This is a genomic window from Bacteroides intestinalis, from assembly GCF_003464595.1.
Classification (GTDB): Bacteria; Bacteroidota; Bacteroidia; order Bacteroidales; family Bacteroidaceae; genus Bacteroides; species Bacteroides intestinalis_A.
Genome location: NZ_QRZF01000004.1, coordinates 297,231 through 319,452, shown reverse-complemented (window position 1 = coordinate 319,452; position 22,222 = coordinate 297,231). Strand labels below are relative to the sequence as shown.

The 22,222-nt window shown below is 39.3% G+C and carries 9 protein-coding genes; 8 read left to right on the top strand and 1 reads right to left on the bottom strand.

Translation table 11 applies throughout. The features are described from left to right. The first annotated feature begins 48 nt into the window (after window positions 1–48). The 5 genes from DWW10_RS08005 to DWW10_RS07985 all read left to right on the top strand — a co-directional run bounded on the left by DWW10_RS08005 (window position 49) and on the right by DWW10_RS07985 (window position 10,080). Window positions 49–1,425, top strand: a complete 1,377-nt coding sequence (locus DWW10_RS08005; RefSeq protein ID WP_022391748.1) for a family 43 glycosylhydrolase — start codon at window positions 49–51, stop codon at window positions 1,423–1,425. 14 nt (window positions 1,426–1,439) lie between these two features. After that, a complete protein-coding gene (locus DWW10_RS08000) occupies window positions 1,440–3,785 on the top strand; it encodes a glycosyl hydrolase 115 family protein (protein ID WP_022391749.1) in 2,346 nt (781 codons plus the stop codon). Between the two features lie 55 nt (window positions 3,786–3,840). Continuing rightward, a complete protein-coding gene (locus DWW10_RS07995) occupies window positions 3,841–5,913 on the top strand; it encodes a six-hairpin glycosidase (RefSeq protein ID WP_259320448.1) in 2,073 nt (690 codons plus the stop codon). A 99-nt stretch (window positions 5,914–6,012) separates the two neighbouring features. Next, window positions 6,013–7,710, top strand: coding sequence for a polysaccharide deacetylase family protein (locus DWW10_RS07990; protein WP_022391751.1), 1,698 nt, complete (start codon window positions 6,013–6,015; stop codon window positions 7,708–7,710). A 42-nt stretch (window positions 7,711–7,752) separates the two neighbouring features. Further along, window positions 7,753–10,080 carry a glycosyl hydrolase 115 family protein gene (locus DWW10_RS07985; protein ID WP_022391752.1) on the top strand — a complete coding sequence of 776 codons (2,328 nt, stop codon included), beginning with the start codon at window positions 7,753–7,755 and terminating at the stop codon, window positions 10,078–10,080. Between the two features lie 61 nt (window positions 10,081–10,141). On the opposite strand, the gene DWW10_RS07980 is transcribed toward DWW10_RS07985, so the two are convergent. Next, a complete protein-coding gene (locus DWW10_RS07980; RefSeq protein WP_118421216.1) occupies window positions 10,142–14,167 on the bottom strand; it encodes a hybrid sensor histidine kinase/response regulator transcription factor in 4,026 nt (1,341 codons plus the stop codon). 320 nt (window positions 14,168–14,487) lie between these two features. Between DWW10_RS07980 and DWW10_RS07975 the strand changes: the two genes are divergently transcribed. The 3 genes from DWW10_RS07975 to DWW10_RS07965 all read left to right on the top strand — a co-directional run bounded on the left by DWW10_RS07975 (window position 14,488) and on the right by DWW10_RS07965 (window position 22,149). After that, window positions 14,488–17,454 carry a SusC/RagA family TonB-linked outer membrane protein gene (locus DWW10_RS07975; RefSeq protein ID WP_022391754.1) on the top strand — a complete coding sequence of 989 codons (2,967 nt, stop codon included), beginning with the start codon at window positions 14,488–14,490 and terminating at the stop codon, window positions 17,452–17,454. 11 nt (window positions 17,455–17,465) lie between these two features. Next, a complete protein-coding gene (locus tag DWW10_RS07970; RefSeq protein WP_022391755.1) occupies window positions 17,466–19,136 on the top strand; it encodes a RagB/SusD family nutrient uptake outer membrane protein in 1,671 nt (556 codons plus the stop codon). Between the two features lie 112 nt (window positions 19,137–19,248). Beyond that, window positions 19,249–22,149, top strand: coding sequence for a glycosyl hydrolase 115 family protein (locus DWW10_RS07965; RefSeq protein WP_022391756.1), 2,901 nt, complete (start codon window positions 19,249–19,251; stop codon window positions 22,147–22,149). The last annotated feature ends 73 nt before the right edge of the window (window positions 22,150–22,222 follow it).

Genomic DNA, 22,222 nt, shown 5'->3' with positions numbered 1-22,222 from the left:
GGCGTGAATAGATATTAGTTTTTATTTTTTAAGAAATTGATAAGGTATATGAAATATGTATTATTAGTGTGGCTCCTCATTGGAGGAATAGGAGAGGGGATATATTGCTTTGCCCAAAATGTGGAGAAGGTTATTCGAAATGGCATGCCGTGGTTTGATGATCATGGCAATATTGTCAATGCGCATGGTGCTTGCATTGTAGAAGAAAAGGGGAGGTATTATCTGTTTGGTGAGTGGAAATCAGATGAAAGCAATGCTTTTCCGGGATTTTCTTGCTACTCTTCGGATGACTTGGTTAACTGGAAGTTCGAGCGGGTAGTCCTGACCGTGCAACCGGATGGCATATTAGGGCCTAATCGTGTAGGTGAACGTGTGAAAGTAATGAAATGCCCTTCTACCGGTGAGTTTGTAATGTTTATGCATGCTGATGATATGGGATACAAAGACCCTTATATCGGGTATGCCACCTGTAAAACCATTAATGGCGAATATCAGTTGCAGGGACCGTTACTTTATCAAGGAAAACCTGTTCAGCGTTGGGATATGGGAACTTTTCAAGATACGGATGGCAAAGGATATTTGCTGATTCATCATGGACCGATATATCGGTTGAGTGATAATTACCGATCAATAGAGATGGAGGTTGCGCATGTGAAAGGCTCAGGTGAATCACCTGCTATGTTCAAGAAAGACGGCATTTATTATATGCTTTATTCTAATCTGACCAGTTGGGAGAAGAATGATAACTTTTATTTCACGGCCCCGAAAATAGAAGGGCCTTGGACAAAGCAAGGCTTGTTCTGTCCGGAAGGAACTTTGACTTATAATTCTCAGAGCACTTTCGTTTTTCCCTTGAAGCGGGGGAATGATATCGTACCTATGTTTATGGGAGATAGATGGTCATATCCTCATCAAGCTTCAGCCGCTACATACGTTTGGATGCCGATGCAAGTTAATGGGACAAAGTTATCTATTCCTGAGTATTGGCAGTGTTGGGACCTTAATACCTTGAAGCCGGTGGATATACTTCGTAAAGGTAAGCAGGTATCTATGAAAAACATAAAACCTGCTGTGGGCTGGACTGAAAACAGAGGATGTTTTGTTTCAAATGCAAAAGGCAGTGTATTAGCTGTATCTTTCAGAGGGACTCATGTAGCAGTTGTCGGGAAATCTGATAGCCATAGCGGATATGCCCGGGTGAGTGTATTGAATGCGAAGAAGGATACAGTATATTCTTCGTTGGTGGATTTTTATAGCAAATATTCAGAAAAGGCAATCCGTATTATGACACCGGAAATGGAGAAAGGTAATTATACATTGTTGGTTGAAGTAACAGGTATAAAACCTGTGTGGACGGATAAATCAAAAACAATCTATGGAAGTGACAATACTTTTGTGACTATAGATGATATTTATTACTTTTGAAAAAAATACAATATATGAAGATAGGTATTTTAGGCTTATTGTTTCTTGGGGTTACGCAGATTTGTAGTGCACAATTCAGTCTCCGTTCTGGTCAATCGGTAACAGTGGCTTGTGATAATACGGAAGAGAAGGTGGTACAAACTGCTTTACAGTTGTTTGCACGTGATTATGAAACTGTATTTTCTGCTCCTGCTACTATTAGTGTTAACCATGGCGGAATTATTGTAGGTACAGTTGATAAAAGTCCTTTAATAGCCGCTACCGGAGTAGATATATCAGATTTAAAGAGTAAGAATCAGGCTTTTCTCATATCAGCATTGCCGGGTGGAAGGTTGTTGGTTGCAGGAAGTGATTCACCTGGCACTGCCTATGGTATAATGGAATTGTCCCGTTTGATAGGAGTATCTCCTTGGGAATGGTGGGCAGACGTAACACCTGAGAAGAAAGAGGCTTTTCACTTAGCTGCCGATTATAAGATGGTGCAGTCTCCTTCGGTAGAATACCGTGGTATCTTTATTAATGATGAAGATTGGGGATTGATGCCTTGGAGTAGTTTGAATTATGAGCCGTGGTATAAACCCGGACGCATAGGGCCACAAACAAATGAACGTATTTTTGAATTGTTGCTCCGTCTGCGAGCTAATACATACTGGCCTGCCATGCACGAATGTTCGGTTCCATTTTTCCTCACTCCCGGAAATAGGGAAGCTGCAGAAAAGTTTGGTATTTATATAGGTGGGTCTCATTGTGAACCTATGGCTTGTAGTACTGCCGGTGAGTGGAACCGAAGAGGAAAAGGTGATTACGACTATGTGAAAAATAGCAGTTCGGTATGCCATTTTTGGGAAGAACGGCTTAAGGAAGTTTCGGAGCAGGAAATTTTATATACGGTTGGCATGCGTGGTGTGCATGATGGACAGATGCAAGGTGCTAAAACAGTGGAAGAACAGAAAGCTGTGTTGGAACGTGTGTTGAAAGATCAACGTGATTTATTACGAAAATATGTGAATAAAGATGTTGAGGCTATTCCACAAGTTTTTATCCCTTATAAAGAAGTGCTCGATATTTATCGTGCCGGGCTGGAAGTTCCTGAAGATGTAACACTCATGTGGTGTGATGATAATTATGGCTATATAAAGCATTTTCCGACGGAAGTAGAGCGTACTCGTAAAGGAGGAAATGGAGTTTATTACCATGTTTCATATTGGGGGCGTCCACACGATTACCTTTGGTTAGGAACGTTTAGTCCGGCTTTGCTATATCAACAGATGAAAGAGGCTTATGATCGTGGCATACAAAAAATATGGATATTGAATGTAGGAGATATCAAGCCGATAGAGTATCAGACAGAGCTATTCTTGGATATGGCATGGAATATCGATCAGGTTATCGAAGAAGGTGTGTCTGGTCATTTATGTAATTTTCTGAAGCGTGAGTTTGGAGAAGCTATAGGTGAAGACCTCTTGCCGGTTATGATGGAACATTATCGTTTGTCCTATATCCGTAAACCGGAATTTATGGGAAATACCCGTGAAGAAGAATACCATACGAATGCATACCGGATTGTGAAAGATATGCCTTGGAGTAGGTCGTACATCAATAAGCGTCTTGAAGATTATCATGTCATTTCGGACAAAGTGGAAAAGTTGGCTTCACGAATTCAACAGGATAGACAGGATGCTTATTTCCAATTGATAAAATACCCGGTACAGGCTACTGCTGAAATGAATAAGAAAATGCTTTATGCACAGTTTGCCCGTCATGGGGAGATGAACTGGAATAAAAGTGATGCTGCTTATGATAGTATTGCTTCGCTGACCCGCATATATAATATAGGTATACGTAATAATGGTAAGTGGCACCGTATGATGGATCATCAGCCGCGCAGATTGCCAGTATTTGAGCCGGTAGACAGATCATCGGTCGAAACACCTATGTTAGAGGATTCCCCGGGTTTATATAAATGGAATGGAGCGGAATATTCGGCAGGTGATGCAGTGTCTTGTGAGGGACTTGGTTATGAAGAAAAGGCTGTAATGCTTGAAAAGAACAAAGAATTGTCTTTTGATTTTGGCGAATGTCCCGGTGATTCTGTAGAAGTTGAAATCCGGTTATTGCCAAATCATCCTATACATGGAGGACAGTTACGCTTTTCTGTTTCGATAGATAAAAAGAATGCTCAGACAGTTTCTTACGAAACTCAGGGACGTAGTGAGGAATGGAAAGAGAATGTTTTGCGCAATCAGGCTATCAGACGAGTGGTTCTTCCGGTTAAAAAGAGGAAGAAGCACAATTTGACTATAAAAGCACTTGATGAAGGAGTAGTGATTGATCAGATAGAAATGTATCAATTGAATTAGTAAAAACGATTAATCTATGGAAACATCTAATTTAAAATCAAGCAGCATGAGTATAATGCTGCTTGGTGTTTTTTTTCTTTTTTGTCCTTTAACTACATCTGTTTTTTCATCTGCTGAAAATCTCCCTGTTGAGTTGAAAGTTAATTCTTCAACCGGAGCAATAAGTGAGCTGAAAATAAAAGGAGATGAACGTGATATGAATTGGCTCGTCAAGGTTGATGGTACTCAATATGCTTGGGTGAAAGAAAACTATGGCTGGGGATTGGGCTATTTTACCATAACTAAAGGGCGGGAAAGCATAAAAAGAGAATGGAAAACTCCTGTTAATATTAGTGCTGACGGTATGGATGTGATGTATCGTGAGAATGATATTTGTGTTCAAGTAAGGCGGAAACTGGTTCAAGGTGATTTAATAGAGGGGTATTCTTTTACCAATGAAGGAGAAGAACCTGTGTCTTTATATGATGTGGCTATCTATACTCCTTTCAATGATAATTATCCGGATGCACAACAATGCATTAATTCCCGTGCTCATACGCATATTTGGAAAGGTGGAAGTGCTGCCTATGTCAATGCTATCCGTATGGGAGATTTTACTCCCCATCTGGGACTGGTGGTGACGAACGGAGCTATCAGAAACTATGAAATCTGGGAACGTGGACGTAAAAAGGCAAACTCACAAACAAGAGGTATCACTGCATTGGATCTGCCGGATTTATTGTTGAAGCCGGGAGAAAGCTATTCATTAGAGTGGCATATTTTTGCTCACAATGGGAATGATGATTTCCGCCGTAAGCTTCTGGAAAAAGGGAGTGTACTTGTATCTTGCAATAAATATGTATTTGAGAAAGGAGAGAAAGCCCGTGTGGAATGCCGGAGTCTGGAACCTTTGAAAGCGTGTACCGCTAAAATGAATGGAGTACCTGTCCCCGTAAAGCAGGAAGGGAATCTTTGTTTCGTAGAAGTACCGATGAAACAGGCTGGTGAGGTACGTTTTGATTTCTATTACAATGGAAATAAGCAAACTCATGCAGACTGTCTGGTCATCAGCAATACGGCTGATTTAATCCGAAAACGTGTCGATTTTATTCGTACTCGTCAACAGATGAACAATCCGTCTGATTTGCGTAATGGGGCTTATATGGTTTATGATAATGAAGGTGATAGCATTTATCTGAATGATACGCCAAACTGTAATCCGGTGGATCGCGATGAAGGCGCGGAACGTCTGGGCATGGGGGTATTACTGGTAAAACAGTATTTGCTGACTAAAGACCCGGAATTAAAGCAATCTCTTTTGAGGTACGCTGATTTTGTACGTCGGAAACTGCAAACGGATAATTACGTAACCTATTCGAGTGTAGACCAGAAGAATCGCAACCGTGGGTATAATTATATGTGGGTGGCAGAACTCTATTTTCAGATGTATAAAGTAACTGGCGACAAACAATTTGTGACTGATGGCTATAAGACTCTGAAATCTATGTTCCAGCAGTTTGGTTATGGCTTTTATGCAATAGGTATTCCTGTTCGGTTGGGACTGCAAAGCCTGAAAGAAGCCGGAATGAAGACAGAATACACGGATTTGCGGAACGATTTTATAAAGACAGGTGATGTGTTTGTAAAGAATGGTTTGAATTACCCTGCGCATGAAGTAAATTATGAGCAAAGCATTGTAGCTCCTGCCATTCAGTTCCTTGCACAGCTCTATCTGGAGACAGGTAGTCAGAAATATCTGGATGAAGTGAAACGGCAAATGCCTGTATTGGAAGCATTCAATGGTTTCCAACCCAGCTACCATCTGAATGAAGTTGCGATTCGTCATTGGGATGGCCATTGGTTTGGCAAACGTGAACTGTTTGGCGATACTTTTCCCCATTATTGGAGTACGATAACCGGTGCGGTGTATTATTACTATGCGTTATGTACCGGTGATAGCTCTTATCAGAAACGTGCGGAAAATGTAGTGAGGAATAATCTCTGTCTTTTCTTCGAAGATGGGAAGGCGTCTTGTGCTTATATGTACCCCTATAAGATTGACGGTGTGAAGGCGGAATTTTACGATCCTTATGCGAATGATCAGGACTGGGCGTTAGTCTATTATCTGTTGGTCAATAAGGGATTATAGAAAAATTGTACTTCTTTATGTACGATAATACATCTAATTGTACGTAGCTCCATACGCCGTATCTATGAACTTACTTATTTTTACTGAAAATTTCTTAGTATGAAAAATCTGAAAATAAAACTACTGTTTGCACTCTGTGCGATATTACTCTTTTCAGCCTTTATAACGGAAAAGAAAGACGTTATCACCATCTTTATGATAGGCGATTCTACTATGGCTAACAAAAGCCTGAAGAACGGTAACCTGGAACGTGGTTGGGGGCAGATGCTTCCCTGTTTTCTGACGGAGGATGTCGCAGTGGACAATCATGCCATGAATGGACGGAGTTCATTGAGTTTCATCAATGAAGGGCGTTGGGATGCGGTGCTTGCCAAATTGAAAAAGGGAGATTATGTGTTTATTCAGTTCGGACATAATGATGAGAAAGCTTCCGAAAAACTGCATACCGATCCGGGAACTACCTTCGATGATAACCTGCGTCGTTTCGTAAGAGAAACCCGCGAAAAGGGGGCTTATCCTGTACTGTTTAATTCCATTGTGCGGAGAAACTTTCCTCCTGAAGGGGTGACGGAGCCTAAAGGAAGTTATGAGGTGGAAGGAAATGTGCTTGTGGATACGCACGGCGAGTATCTGAATTCTCCCCGCCGGGTAGCTGAAGAAATGGACGTGCCTTTTGTCGATCTGAATAAACTGACGCATGACCTGGTGGTAGATATGGGCGTAGAAAAATCAAAAAGCCTCTTTATGTGGGTGCCTGCGGGGATTTATGATTTTTGTCCGAAAGGAAAAATAGACAATACGCATTTGAATATTTATGGCGGAAAGGTAGTGGCTGGCATTGCTATGGAAGCTGTTGCTAAGGTTGTTCCGGCACTGGCACCGTATGTACAGCAGCATGATCCTGAAGTGTATGTGGCCGATTATAAGGATAATAAGAAATGTGCTATCAGCTATACTTACGATGACGGTCTAGAAGAACACTATACGCTTGTTTTCCCGGAAATGGAAAAAGTAGGTTTCAAGGGTACTTTCTGGATATGGGGAAAAGGGATAGAGAATGTGGCGGAACAGCAAGGTAAAACACGTATGACTTGGGTGCAAATGAAGGAAATGGCCGGTAAAGGGCATGAAATATCCAGTCACAGTTGGTCGCATGCCAATCTGAAAAATATGAGTCTGAAAGAAGTGCAAGTGGAAGTTGACCGGAATGATAGTATTCTTCAGGCTGAAATAGGTGAAAGACCGCTGACTTTCTGTTATCCGTTTAATTCTTATAATGAAGATGTGTTACGGATTGCTTCAAAAGATAGAATAGGTACACGTACGAAGCAATATGCTATAGGTGGTGAGAAATCAAAGTCAACAGTTGAGTCACTGGATAAATGGGTGAAGGAACTTATCATTGCAGGCGACTGGGGAGTCACGATGATTCATGGTATTTCGGTGGGTTATGATGCTTTTACTTCTCCGGATATATTGTGGGAACATTTCAAACGGGTGAAGGCGCAGGAAGATGATATATGGGTGGGCACTTTCCGTAAAGTGGCTGCCTACGTTAAGGAACGGAATAATATCCAACTGGATGTGACGAAGAAAAAATCCCATTGGATGGTCAGCCCACGTTTGGCATTGAATCAGGAGTTATTTGGCGAACCTTTGACAATGGTGGTTGATAAGAAAGGAAAGAGTGGAGTAAAAGTTTTGCAGAATGGGAAAGAACTGTCTGTCCGGGAGCAGGACGATAAAATGATATTTGATTTTAACCCTTATGGAGGAAGCATTAAAATCAGTTTTTGAAGAAATGTATAGAATATAGCTTTGAAAAATAAATTGAAATATATGAAGAAGGGATTTATAGGTTTAGTTTTTCTTTGGGTGACACAGATTTGTTGTGCACAGTTTAGTCTGCGCTCCGACCAACCGGTCAAGTTGGCTTGTGATAATGCGGAAGAGAAGGTAGTGCAAACCGCATTGAAACTGTTCATACGTGATTATCAATCGGTATTTTCAGCATCTGCCGCCGTAGATGCCCGGCAAGGGAATATCATAGTAGGTACGGTTGGAAAAAGCCCGTTGCTGAAAGCTGTGAGTGCGGACGTAAGTGCTTTGATAGGCAAGAAACAGGCTTTCCTTTTGCAGGTTCTGCCGGATGGAAAATTGCTGGTAGCAGGTAGTGATTCGCATGGTACGGCTTATGGTATCATGGAATTATCTCGCCTGATAGGTGTATCTCCCTGGGAATGGTGGGCGGATGTAACATCGGAGAAGAAGATTTCTTTTATGTTGCCGGCAGAGTATCAGACATTGCAATCTCCTTCCGTGGAATATCGGGGTATATTTATCAATGACGAAGACTGGGGATTGATGCCTTGGAGTAGTCAGACGTATGAACCGTCGGATGTAAAAGGACATATCGGTCCGAAGACGAATGCACGTATTTTTGAACTGTTACTGCGTTTACGTGCCAATACCTATTGGCCTGCGATGCACGAATGTACTTTGCCTTTCTTCTTGACGGAAGGCAACAGGAAAGTTGCGGAAGAATATGGTATTTTTATAGGTTCATCGCATTGTGAACCGATGGTGTGTAGCGCTGCCGGTGAGTGGCGCCGTCGCGGTCAGGGTGATTATGACTATGTGAATAATAGTGCGTCTGTTTATAAATTCTGGGAAGACCGGGTGAAAGAGGTTGCTCAACAAGGTAATATCTATACTTTGGGTATGCGTGGTGTGCACGACGGACAGATGCAGGGAGCCAAAACCGTAGCAGAACAGAAGGCTGTATTGGAACGTGTGCTTAAAGACCAGCGCGGACTCTTGCAGAAGTATGTCAATAAAGATGTTACAACTATTCCGCAAGCATTTATTCCTTATAAAGAGGTGTTGGATATTTATAATGCCGGCTTACAGGTGCCTGATGATGTAACGTTGATCTGGTGTGATGATAATTACGGGTATATCCGTCACTTCCCGACGGCGGAAGAGCGTGCCCGTAAAGGAGGCAACGGTATTTATTACCATGTATCTTACTGGGGCCGTCCTCACGATTATCTTTGGTTGGGAACTTTCAGCCCTTATCTACTCCATCAACAAATGAAGTTGGCTTACGACCGTGGCATTCAGAAGATGTGGGTATTGAATGTGGGTGATATCAAGCCTGCGGAATATCAGATAGAACTTTTTCTGGATATGGCGTGGAACATCGATGAAGTGAACGAAATAGGAGTCACTGCCCATCTGAAATCTTGGTTGGAGCGGGAATTTGGAAGTAATTGTGCCGAGGAACTGTTGCCTGCCATGGAAGCACATTACCAGCTATCCTACATCCGTAAGCCCGAATTTATGGGAAATACGCGTGAAGAAGAGCGCGATCCGAAATACAAGGTGATTAAAGATCTGCCTTGGAGCGAGCAAACCATTAGTGAGCGTCTGAGATCTTATACCGTCTTGTCCGATGTTGTCGAGAGAATGGAGAGTAACATTCCGGCGGACAGGCAGGATGCTTATTTCCAGCTTGTGAAATATCCGGTGCAGGCCGCTGCACAAATGAACCGGAAAATTCTGACTGCCCAGCTTGCTCGTCACTCTAAGGCTGACTGGAAACAAAGTGATGCTGCTTTTGACAGCATTGCATCCTTGACGCAGCAGTATAATTCATTGCAGAATGGCAAATGGAACCGTATGATGGATTTTCAACCCCGTAAGTTGCCGGTATTCAAGCGTGTAGAGCATACTACCGCTACCGAACCTATGGTGACAGACCGGAAAATACTCTGCAAATGGAATGCTATGGAATGTACATATGGGAAACCTGTTCCGTACGAGGGCTTAGGATATGAAAGAAAAGCGGCAGGTATCCGTAAAGGTTCCTCTCTGACCTTCGCTTTTGATGATTATGGAAAAGATTCTGTTGAAGTTGAGATCAGGCTATTGCCAAGTCATCCACTGGATGAGAAACAGCTTCGTTTCGCTATATCTGTAGATGAGGCCGTTCCGCAAACGGTATCTTATGAGACGAAAGGACGCAGTGAAGAATGGAAAGAGAATGTATTGCGCAATCAGGCTATTCGGAAAGTGACTTTACCGATCAATAAACAGGCTTCTCATAAGCTGGTTATTACGGCTTTGGATGAAGGAGTGGTGCTGGATCAGGTGATACTTTATTAATAATTACAAATGTTTTAAGATGGAATCTCCCCTAAGAAATGAGCTTAGGGGAGATTCTTATTTATTTCAACTGCTTTATATATTCTGATGGAGACATTCCATATTCTTCTTTGAAACATTCTCTGAAATAAGATACGGAGTTTAGGCCAACCTGATGAGCTATTTCTGAAATATTGTACTTACCTGAGAGCAATAACTGCTCTGCTTTCCTAAGTCTTAGTTTGCGGATAAATTCTCCTGTGGACATTCCTGTCAAGGCTTTTACTTTCCTGTAGAGAGAAGAGTAACTCATGGATAGTTCTTGAGCTATTGTGGGTACATCTATTTTTTCATCCATCAGGTTCTCTTCTATGATTTTTGTTATTTTTTCAATGAATTCATTGTCTATCTTATTTAATGATTCTTTGATGATGGATTGTTTTAAATGAGTGCTGGAGGAAATCAAAGATGCAATTTTCTTTCTTCCTTCTAATAGATTGGCTACTCTGCTTTTAAGTAAAGATGCGCTAAATGGTTTTGTTACATACGAGTCAGCACCGGCATCATACCCTTCTGTTTTGTCTTGCAATGTGTCTTTCGCAGTTAGCAGTATTACAGGTATATGACTGGTTGCAATATTGTTTTTTATTTCTTTGCATAATTCAATTCCATCTTTTATAGGCATCATGATATCACTGATAATTACATCAGGAATACTTGTGAAAGCCGTCTGGCATCCTTGCTCTCCATTTTCTGCGACGAGAACATCGTAAGAACTCATCAAGGCTTCAGCGATGTAATCACGGATATCTCCTTCATCTTCTACAACTAAAACAATGGGTTTATTTAACTTTTCCTCATCTATGGACTCTCTGAGATTAGTATTAATATGTATGGCATTGGGGTACGAATTATTGGCTATCAGTCGGATGCGGAAAGATGATCCTACATTAGGTTCACTATGCACCAGAATTATTCCTTCATGTAAATCCACCAGATTTTTCACTAAAGCAAGTCCTATACCGAATCCGGGGATGTTTTTTCTTAAATTAGTTTGATAGTACCGTTCGAATATACGTGAAATATCCTCTTTAGGTATTCCGATACCTGTATCGGCTATCTCAATTTCTATATATTCGATATCATTAGCTATTATGGACCGTAAAGTAAGCGTGATATTTCCTTTATATGTATATTTGAATGCATTGGACAAAAGATTATCAACAATCATAGAAATAACTTCCTGATCAAAATAGATTTGTGTCTTGTCTGTATCTGTTATGATATCAAACGTGATGTCGGCATTTCTGTTTAGTTCTTTATATTTGAAACCAATTTCCTGAATCTTTTCAGCAATATTTTCTTTCATAACACACAATTTCTTATTTTGAGTTTCTGTTTTACGAAACTCTAATATTTGTGTGACCAAATTTAGTAGGCGGATTGTACTTTTATGAATAAGAGAAATCTTTTTCATATGTTCTTCCTGAATCCTTGAATCGCATTGTAAATCTTCAAGTGGTCCGAGTATTAATGTTAATGGAGTTTTTAATTCATGAGTGATATTTGTATAAAATCTCAATCGCTCTTCATTTAGCTCTTGTTGCTTTTGGATTTTTTCTTTTTCAAGAGATAATGAACTGCGTAACTGTAAACGCTTTTTGTAAGATTTAATTGTGGATAATGCAATTGTGGCAATAACTGCTACATATATAAACTTAGCCCACCAACTGAGCCAAAACGGAGGATTGATATTAATGATTAGGGTTGAATAATTATTTTGCCACTCTTGATTCTTATAACGGGCTTTGATATGTAATTTATAGTTTCGGTGAGGGATATTACGAAATGCGACTTGGTTCTCTTCACCTACATTTATCCAATTCTTCTCTAATCCTTCCAGTTTATAAGCATACTCAACTCTCCCTTGCAGGGATTTATTCATAACATTGAAAGTTATGTTGAATATATTCTGATTATAATTAAGTGTAACTTTCCCATCTGCCATAGGTATCGATATGTCAAATGCATCTTCTCGGGGATTTCTACCATAGACTTTGAATTCTGTAAATATTACTGGAGGAAGAATTATATTCGAAGGTCTGTCGTTAGGATAAAAGTAGCATACCCCATTGATGCTGCCAAAGTAAATGGCTCCATCTTGAGTCTTTCCAACAGAATTATTCATATATGTACCAAATAAGGTACCGTTTTTATGATCATAATTTAGGAATCTCTTTTCTGAATCTAAAAAGCAGCTGATACCAGAATGAGTGCTTAGCCAAATATTGTTTTCTGAATCCTCTTCAATTGAGCAAACTAGATTACACGCTAACCCATTTAAGGTGTTGAATACTTGATAAGTATCTAACTGTTCATTAGGAAATAACACTAACCCTTCTGTAGTCGCAACCCAAATTCTATTTTTAGAATCTCTGAATATTTGATTGATTGCACATTCTTCGAATATGGTATGTTCATTTATATGTTTCATTGTCTTGTGTTTCGAATTGTATATGGTAATTCCTTTATTGAGAGTTCCAATCCATATGTTTCCGTTTTTATCTTGTGAAATAGCTCTTATTTCATTGGTTAATAACTGACTGTTTTCTTTATTGAGAAGCTCTTTTTTCTTAGTTGTTAAGTTATAAATTTCTAGTCCGCTACTGTTTCCGATCCATATATTTCTTTGGTTATCCTCAAAAAGACAACGAATTACTGAGTTGTTTCTCAAAGGAGTATAATGAATAAATCTATTCTCTTTGCTTAAAAAAATATCGATTTCTACATCTCCAAACCATAAATCTCCATTGGAATCTTTTAATGAAGAATAATAAGCATTTGATGTTATTTCTCCTGTATCATGGGAATAAAATCTGTAGTTTTTGCCATCTTTGTTGACATTGATTCCTCCTCCATCGGTCCCCATCCATATATCCCCATTGTCGGCAACGCATATTGTCAATACTTCTTTGTCATTCAATCCATTTATAACTCCTGGAATTTTATTAATTTTCCAGCTATGAAAGAAAGAAGAGGTGCTGCTGATAAAACTGGCTCCTCCTCCGTTTGAACCTATCCACACATTTTTAAAGGAGTCTTCGAAGATACTGTAAACAGTTGGGTTTGAGATACCCCAATAGATATCTTGTATAAACATGTGATTAATGTTTTTCTTTCCGGATAAAATCAGGTCTGTATCTTTGGAGTCAAAATAGCAAAGGTCAGATATCGTGCCCACCCATATCTGACCATCGCTGGTTTTATAGACACAATTAACAACTCCTTGCATCGTATGATGCATTCCATTGATATCCTTAAAATTGCGGAATGTTTCTCTGAAGGGATCGAAAAGTGATAATCCTCTGTTGGTTGCAATCCAGATTTTTGAATTGGCATCGACAAATATAGAATATACGGTGTTGCCGGGAAGTGAATTCTTATTTTGAGGTGAAGGCATGAAATTTTTTAAAGTTTTGTTTTCTGGCGAGAAAATAGTGAAGCCATTATGAGTATGTCCGATATATAAATCACCATTACTGCCTTCAGACAATGTCATAATGTCATCTGAAGGAAAATTAGGAACTGTTGATGTATTATAGTGTATAAACTGTGAATTGCCAGAGTCGTATAAATCTAATCCTTTATTCGTAGCAATCCATACATCGCCATTGGAAGTGACCAGAATATCTTTGATTTCATTTGATATTAGCGTTTCCGGACAATTTTTATCGTGAAGAAATGATGAGAATTGTTGTGTTGCACAATCAAAGACATTCACTCCCATCCATCTGTTTGCAATCCATACCTTATTATTAATAGTATCCGTTGCAATTCTATTAATATCGTTACTATTAAGCAATTCCTGATTGGGCTTCTTTAAATATACAGTAAATTTATCTCCGTCAAATCTGTTAAGGCCATATCTGGTAGCAAACCATGTGAAACCATATTTATCCTGAGTAATATCCGTTACATAGTTACTGGATAGCCCATCTTTCATTACTAGATTAATAGTTGGAATTTGCTGGCAGAAACCTCCTATTGGGTAAGTCGCTAATGCAAATAAAAGGATTACCTTAAATAGCTCGCTTTGTTTCATCTTCATAATTAGTACTTAATCTCAAATAGATACAAAAATCAGCATTAATAAGTACAATGGCAGTCGCAATTCTTTCAAAAGTCGCTCACAATCCTGTCACTGAAAAAATAACGGTGGTATTTTGAATTATACAGATGCTTGGGATTCTGATGTGAATTTACATTTGTCCAATGAAATTTTTCAGTGAGAGAATTCTCTTGTTATGTTTAATCTTAAAATAATAGCCTATGAGAATCACATAAGAGTTACAGAGTTTTTAATTTCATTAGCTGAAAAACATAATGAATAAGTTGTTTTTAGTAGTTAATTTTAAATCACTATTGTTTATGAAACATTTTTTTATTTGGATTTTCTTATTTTTCTTCTCAATGTCCGGCTTTGCGCAAACTTTAAATATTAAAGGGCAAATAACGGATACATCTGGTGAATCAATCATTGGCGTTAATGTAAAAGTAAAGGGTAAGGATGCCGGTACTATAACAGATATAGATGGTAACTATCACCTTCAAGCTGCTCCGAATGATATTTTAGTTGTTTCTTATATAGGTTTTATTACCCAAGAAGTTCCAGTGAAAAATCGGACTGTTATTGATGTTTGTTTGATAGAAGACGTAAAAGCATTAGATGAGGTGGTTGTAGTTGGGTATGGAACACAGCGCAAAGCAGACTTAACGGGTGCTGTTATACGTGCAGATATTAAAACGTTGAAAAGGTCTCCCAATTCAAATGTTTTGCAATCCTTGCAGGGAAATGTACCAGGACTTAATATTGGACAAGTAACCAGTTCGGGAAGCACTCCTTCAATGTCTATCCGTGGTACGAATACTTTAGGAGGCAATAAAGATGTTTTGGTTATTCTGGACGGAATCATTTATACAAGCTCGTTATCGTCTATAAATCCTGACGATATAGAATCTATTGATATCCTGAAAGATGCGAGCTCTACAGCTGTTTACGGTGCACAAGCAGCCAATGGGGTAGTTCTTATTACCACCAAGAAAGGTGTGGAAGGAAAGCCCAAAATCAGTTTTTCTAGTAGTTATACGTTTTCTAACCCAACTCACAAATATCGTCCGATGAACCGTGAAGAGTATCTGGATAATATCAGAGACTTCTATTATACGGAGGCTTTCATGGGGCCCGATTATACTACTCCTAATCCGGATTTTGATCTTGCGTCTAAATTACCGGATGCTCCACTAAGAGATGAAAATGGAAATGTCAGTCCTTATAATTATAGTTGGTGGGATGAGGGGACACAAAGTGGACATTTGTTTGAAAACCGTTTTAGTATATCCGGTGGTAGTAAATCCGTCAACTATATGCTTTCGTATTCCAATACAGATCAACGTGGATTTATCGTGAATGATGATTTTAAGAGAAATAGCGTTCGTATGAATCTGAATGCGGAAGTAGCTCCTTGGTGGAAGATAGGAATTCAAACTTTCGGTGCATTTGTGAATCAAGATGGTGCAGAGCCGGGTTTATGGAATCTGATAACACAATCTCCATTAATTGAGCCTTATGATGAAAATGGGGATATAAAGCCATATCCTTTTAATACTCTGGATACTAATCCTTTTATGGGGTCGGATATTGATGATTACGAACGACATAATTATTTTTTCGGTAATATATCATCCGAAATAAAGTTACCTCTCAAAGGATTAGTATATCGGTTGAATTTTGGTAATAACTATAGGGTTGATAATCATTTTCAGGCTAGCCAGTATGGGTATAATCTGCAAGGGGAGGCTTATAAGGAGCATACTGGTTACTATGATTATACGATAGATAATATTTTGGCTTACAATGCTACATTTGGTGACCATCATATTGATGCCACATTGCTATATGGAGCTTCAGAACGAAAATATAATTATACAAAGGCTTTGGGACAAGGATTTACTCGCCTGACATTAGGCTATAATAGCTTGGAGCAGGCAACTACACGCTATGTATATTCGGATGCCTGGAGAGAAGCTCTTTGTTATCAGATGGCTAGGGTCAGTTATCGTTTGATGGATCGGTATTTGATAACGGGTACAGTACGTAGAGATGGCTTTTCGGGGTTCGCGGCAAATAATAAGTATGCCACTTTTCCTTCCTTAGCTTTAGGGTGGATTATTTCTGAAGAATCTTTTTTTAAAGTACCTTGGATTGATTATCTGAAATTACGAGGGGGATATGGTATCAGTGGAAACCAAACCAGCAGATATAAATCCTTGTCTACCGTTGCTTCCGAGATCAGATATGTTTTTGGTGATGGTGGAAAGCCCGTTATCGGACAGGAAATTTCTGCTTTGGGAAATAATAATCTGAAGTGGGAAAAGACAGCTGGAATAAACTTAGGGCTTGATTTTACCATATTGGGACAAAGGTTAACTGGTTCTGTGGAATATTATTCGACAACAACGAAAGACTTGTTGTATGATGTGGCTTTGCCTGATATAACGGGTTTTTCGAAGATTGCATCCAATCTTGGAAAAATCAGAAATAAGGGCTTTGAATTTATTCTCACTTCGAAGAATATACAAACTTCTAATTTTAAATGGACCACTTCACTTAATTTTTCTACAAACTCCAATAAAATCATCACCTTGACAGGAGAAGATAATAACGGAGATGGTGTAGAGGATGATAACATATCCAGTAATTTGTTTATAGGTCAGCCGATTTCTGCGGTATATGGATATGTAGTAGATGGTATTTATCAGTTGGATGATGACATCCCTACCGGTTTTCATCCGGGTAATTATCGCATTGTGGATATGACTGGAGAAGGAGAAATAACCCCTGAAGACCGTGTTATCTTAGGTAAAGGAGATCCGGCTTACCGATTTGGTATTATGAATACGTTGGAGTATAAGAACTTCACACTTAGCTTCTTTATTAATTCTATTCAGGGAGGGAAGAATGGTTATTTGGCTGCTAATTCTTCTTCGTTGGTCAGAGATCAGAATAATCTTCGCTGGAATCGTATCAGTGCGTGGGATTACTGGTCACCGCGAAATCCGGATGCTGTTTATGCGCGTTCTATAAGCACTCCTAAGATTACTCCTACGGTATATGAAGACCGAAGTTTTGTACGCTTGCAGGATATTTCATTGTCTTATGCATTTCCGAAATCTGTCACGAATAAGGTAGGTTTAAGTGATATTGATCTGTTTTTCAGTGGGAAAAACCTGCTGACTTTTACGAAATGGCATGGTTGGGATCCGGAAGCAGGTAGTACCTACGGGGGGAGACCGGTAATGAGAAGTTTTTCTTTCGGCGTTAGTCTTACTTATTAAACTGATTTATTATGAAAATAAAAATATATACTATTGCATTACTGCTTTCAACTGTGTTGGGTTCGTGTAGCAGCTCTTTTTTGGATGAGAAACCTTTGGACTTTATGAGTGCAACCAATTCTTTTCTGACACAAGAAGATATTGATTGTTCGGTAAATAATCTCTATTACCTGATAAGAAGAGAATTTTATAGTAGGGATGAACTCCGTCCGATGGATTACCTTTATGGTACGGACATCATATATGATGGAGAGCCAAATGGTACGGAACGGCATTCCAATATGATTTCAGCGTATCATTCAACCGGTAGTATCGCATCTGTACATTGGTCATTGCTTTATCATACCATATCAACGGCCAATACCATTATTGACCGTCTGCCTGTTTCTGAAGTATCAGAAGAACAAAAGACGGTTGCTGAAGCCAAAGCTCGTTTTTTTAGAGGATTTGCCTACAGGACATTGGCATATTTGTATGGTGGAGTGCCTCTTTTATTAACGGAAGTCGTTGAGCCCAAGTTTGATTATGTCCGGGCATCCAAGGAAGATGTATTGAAGCAGGCAATTGCAGATGTAGAATTTGCGGCAACTCATTTGCCCAGTTTATCCAGTGTGCAGGATGGGGAAGTATCTAATGCGGCAGCGTATCATTTGCTTTCAGAACTTTATCTGGCAACAGAACAATATCAGAAAGCAGTGGATGCAGCAACAACGGTTATTGATGATCCGGCTACAGGATTAATGTATACCCGTTTTGGCTCCAGATCCAATGAAGTGCCGGGAGATGTATATTGGGATTTGTTCCGGAAGAATAATCAAAATAGAGGCTCCGGAAATACAGAAGGAATCTGGGTCATTCAGATTGAGACGGATACTCCTGGTGGAAGTGGCTCTTTGACTGCTAAAGATCAGACATATACTTTGGAGAGACATCATGCTCCGATGGTTCGTGATGTGAAAGCTCATGGAATGAATCCCTTCAGCTGGCCGATTGGTGACTATACCGGAGGGCGTGGTATTGGTTGGGGCATTTCTACCCAATATTTCAGTGATGAGATATGGAAAGATGATTTTTATGGAGACATGAGAAATGCGAATCATAATTTTGTGAGAAAATTTGCTGTTCATAATAAAGAGTATGCCAAGCTGTATGGGGATACTATTGATACTCAGAATCCACCGGTAGGGGTTACGGTTCCATCCCGTTCGCTATATGCTTATCAGTCTAAGTGTACTACTCCATATAATCATCCGGAAGGGTTGTATTCCAATGCCAAGACCTATGCGCTGAATAGTGGAGCCGGTGCTACATATACGGACCAATATATGTTCAGACTTGCCGAAACATATTTGTTGCGTGCTGAGGCCTATTTGGGCTTGAATGATAAAGATAAAGCAGCGGCTGATATTAATGTTATTCGCGACAGAGCTCATGCCAAACCTGTATTGTCATCTCAGGTTACACTGGATTATATTCTGGATGAGAGAATGAGAGAGTTGGGTGTAGAAGAAAGGCGTCGGATAACGTTGATGAGAATGGGAAAACTCTATGACCGCGTGATGAAATGTAATCCTTACTATGCCAAGGAAATGGAAAAACATTATGAGTTATGGCCAATACCTTATAAAGAAATTGAAGCTAATAGAGGGGCGGTATTAGAACAAAATCCCGGATATGAATAAAGGTGATAAAAATACGATTAGGTATTAGGGGTAAAAGTTATATTGTTTTTAGTCATTGTGTGTCTGCTAATGCAGACACACAATAAATAGTAATTAGAATAAAGTTTATGTTATGAGGAGATTTTGGTTAATATTCATGTCGATGCTTCTTCCGGTACTGTCCTGGGGACAGATTAATGTTAAGGAAACCGGAAGTGGGACAGCCTTCCCGTTAGTGACTTCACATAAAGTGGTGATTTATTATGATGCCCGGGATTATAACGTAGTAGAAAAAACAGCTTGTCTTCTGGCAGAGGATATAAAGCGAGTGACTAATAAGAAGATAGCTGTTTCTTCAAAAAAAGTTTCTTCCGAGTATGCTGTTGTTGTGGGGACAGTGGGACATAACGCTTTTATTGATCAATTGGTGATAGAGGGGCAATTGGATGTCTCTGCTATTAGTGGAGGCTGGGAACAGTTTGTTATTAAAACAATTGAAGCTCCTGTCAAAGGAGTGAAAAAAGTACTTGTGATAGCTGGATGTGACAGACGTGGTACAGCTTATGGTGTATTCACACTGTCGGAGGCTATGGGAGTATCCCCTTTATATTGGTGGGCCGACGTTCCTGTGAAAAAAAAGTCTCAACTATATGTTGAGAGTGTAAACTACATTTCTCAGGCTCCGTCTGTTCAGTACAGAGGTATCTTTATTAATGATGAAGGCTGGGGAATAACCCCATGGGCTGGAAAAACGTTTGATAAAGAACTGGGAGATATCGGGCCTAAAACTTATGCCAAGGTGTGTGAACTGATTCTCCGAATGAAAGGCAATGTACTTGCCCCTGCGATGCATCCTTCTTCGGGAGCTTTTAATAAATATCCTGAAAACAAATTGGTTGCAGATAGTTATGGAATTATAATGAGCTCTTCTCACTGTGAACCATTATTATTTAATAATGTGACGGAGTGGGATAAGAAAACGATGGGAGAGTGGAATTATATGACCAACAAAGAAGGAATTAATAAGATACTTGATCAGCGGGTTTCTGAAAATGCCCCGTATGAGAATATCTACACGATTGCTATGCGTGGTATTCATGATTCCGGACTTGTAGGTGTGCCTAAAGATAAAGAAGTCAGTTTGGTGGAAGAAGTTATTGCTGATCAGAGAAGTATTTTGAAAAAACATATAGATGCTTCTCTTGATTCTATCCCTCAGATTTTTGTTCCCTATAAAGAAGTACTTGATATTTATGAGAGGGGATTAAGATTACCTGAAGATATAATGTTGGTTTGGCCAGATGATAATTTTGGCTATATTAAGCGTTTGAATAATGAGGAAGAGAAAAAACGTAAAGGAGGATCGGGCGTATATTATCATATTTCATACTTAGGTGAACCGCATGATTATTTATGGTTAAATACGACCCCTCCTGCATTGATGTTTGAAGAGATGCGAAAGGCTTATGATACCGGAGCAAAACGTTATTGGTTATTGAATGTGGGAGATATCAAACCGGGTGAATTGGGAATGAAAACGTTTCTGGATATGGCCTGGGATATCAATAAATTTAATTTTGATAATATAAACAATCATCAGGTAGACTTTCTGGCTTCCATTTTTGGTGAGAAGTACAGGGAAGATATGAATGACATCTTGAGTAGTTATTATCATTTGGGCTTTCAGCACAAGCCGGAGGCAATGGGATGGGGATATGAATGGAATAATGAACATTCCCATGAAAGGGTGACGGATACAGACTTTTCTTTTGCGAATTATAATGAGGCAGAAGGAAGAATGCAAGAATATGACCGTATTTCTGATAAAAGTGAAAAAATATGGAATGCCTTGCCTGAATCTTATAAAGCAGCTTTTTACGAACTGGTTTTCTATCCTGTAAAAGGAGCGGCACTTATGAACAAGAAAATGCTGACTGCACAACAAAATAGATGGTATGCGCGTCAGGGGCGTGCAGCGACTAACTATTTAGCCGATATGACTAAAGCTTATCATGATAGTATAGATTATTATACCAATCAGTATAACTCCTTGCTTGATGGTAAATGGGACCATATGATGGCCTTGGCACCTGGCTGGACTGCTACTTATCAAAAAATGCCTCCTGTAATGACCATAAAGTTACCTCAGCAAGCAGAAATGAGAATATTTCTTCCGGGACAGGATTGTTTCTTGGGAAAGACTACGTTGAATGTGCTTCCTTGTGTAAATCCTTATACACGGAAAAACTTATTTATAGAATTATATAATATAGGAAATCAAGAATTTAGGTGGAACGCTAAGGCTTCAGATTCTTGGATTAAACTTAGCAGATACAGCGGAACTACTTTACTGCAAGAACGAATTATTGTATCTGTTGACTGGGATAAAGTTCCGGTAGGAGAAAGGATCACAGGCGAAATAGAGGTCGTATCCGGTGACAATGTGGAAAAGATTTATTTACCAGTTTTTAATCCTGCTTTTCCTTCAGTCAGCGAGTTGAAGGGATGGTATGTGGAAGATAATGGATGCGTATCTATTAATCCGGGAAAATATCATAGAAAAGTGGAGAATGAGGATATAAAGATGAAAGTTATAGAGGGATTGGGATATGAAAATCAGTGTATACGATTAGGAGAACCTACAAAACCTGTCCAAAATCCGCGTCGTTCAAAGAAGGCTGCTAAAGTGGAATATGATTTTTATACCTTTAATGCCGGTTCAGTAACAGTCTATACTTATGCTTTGCCTGTTTTCCCTATTAACTTGGAACATGGCACTTGTTTTGGTGTAATGATAGATGATGGTCTGCTGAAGTATGCTTCGAACAATGCAAAAGAATATTCAGGCGAGTGGAGAGAAAATGTGTATCGCAACAGTACAGTAAATGCTGTAACTTTAAACATAGATAAGCCGGGTAAGCATACGCTGAAGTTAATATGTTCTGATCCTGGTATGATTATACAAAAGGTTGTAATAGATATGGGAGGGATGAAACGCTCTTATCTTGGACCTGAAACAACAATCGTACAGTGATGATTTTCAATAGGATGAATTTTCTTTGAGTAATATATACCAACGAAAGAGACGGTTATCATCTTTATGATAG

What these genes read in the sequence shown, in the direction of transcription:
- DWW10_RS08005 (WP_022391748.1), top strand. Translation starts at nt 49, where the DNA reads ATGAAATATGTATTATTAGTGTGGCTCCTCATTGGAGGAATAGGAGAG.
- DWW10_RS08000 (WP_022391749.1), top strand. Translation starts at nt 1,440, where the DNA reads ATGAAGATAGGTATTTTAGGCTTATTGTTTCTTGGGGTTACGCAGATT.
- DWW10_RS07995 (WP_259320448.1), top strand. Translation starts at nt 3,841, where the DNA reads ATGCTGCTTGGTGTTTTTTTTCTTTTTTGTCCTTTAACTACATCTGTT.
- DWW10_RS07990 (WP_022391751.1), top strand. Translation starts at nt 6,013, where the DNA reads ATGAAAAATCTGAAAATAAAACTACTGTTTGCACTCTGTGCGATATTA.
- DWW10_RS07985 (WP_022391752.1), top strand. Translation starts at nt 7,753, where the DNA reads ATGAAGAAGGGATTTATAGGTTTAGTTTTTCTTTGGGTGACACAGATT.
- DWW10_RS07980 (WP_118421216.1), bottom strand. Translation starts at nt 14,167, where the DNA reads ATGAAGATGAAACAAAGCGAGCTATTTAAGGTAATCCTTTTATTTGCA.
- DWW10_RS07975 (WP_022391754.1), top strand. Translation starts at nt 14,488, where the DNA reads ATGAAACATTTTTTTATTTGGATTTTCTTATTTTTCTTCTCAATGTCC.
- DWW10_RS07970 (WP_022391755.1), top strand. Translation starts at nt 17,466, where the DNA reads ATGAAAATAAAAATATATACTATTGCATTACTGCTTTCAACTGTGTTG.
- DWW10_RS07965 (WP_022391756.1), top strand. Translation starts at nt 19,249, where the DNA reads ATGAGGAGATTTTGGTTAATATTCATGTCGATGCTTCTTCCGGTACTG.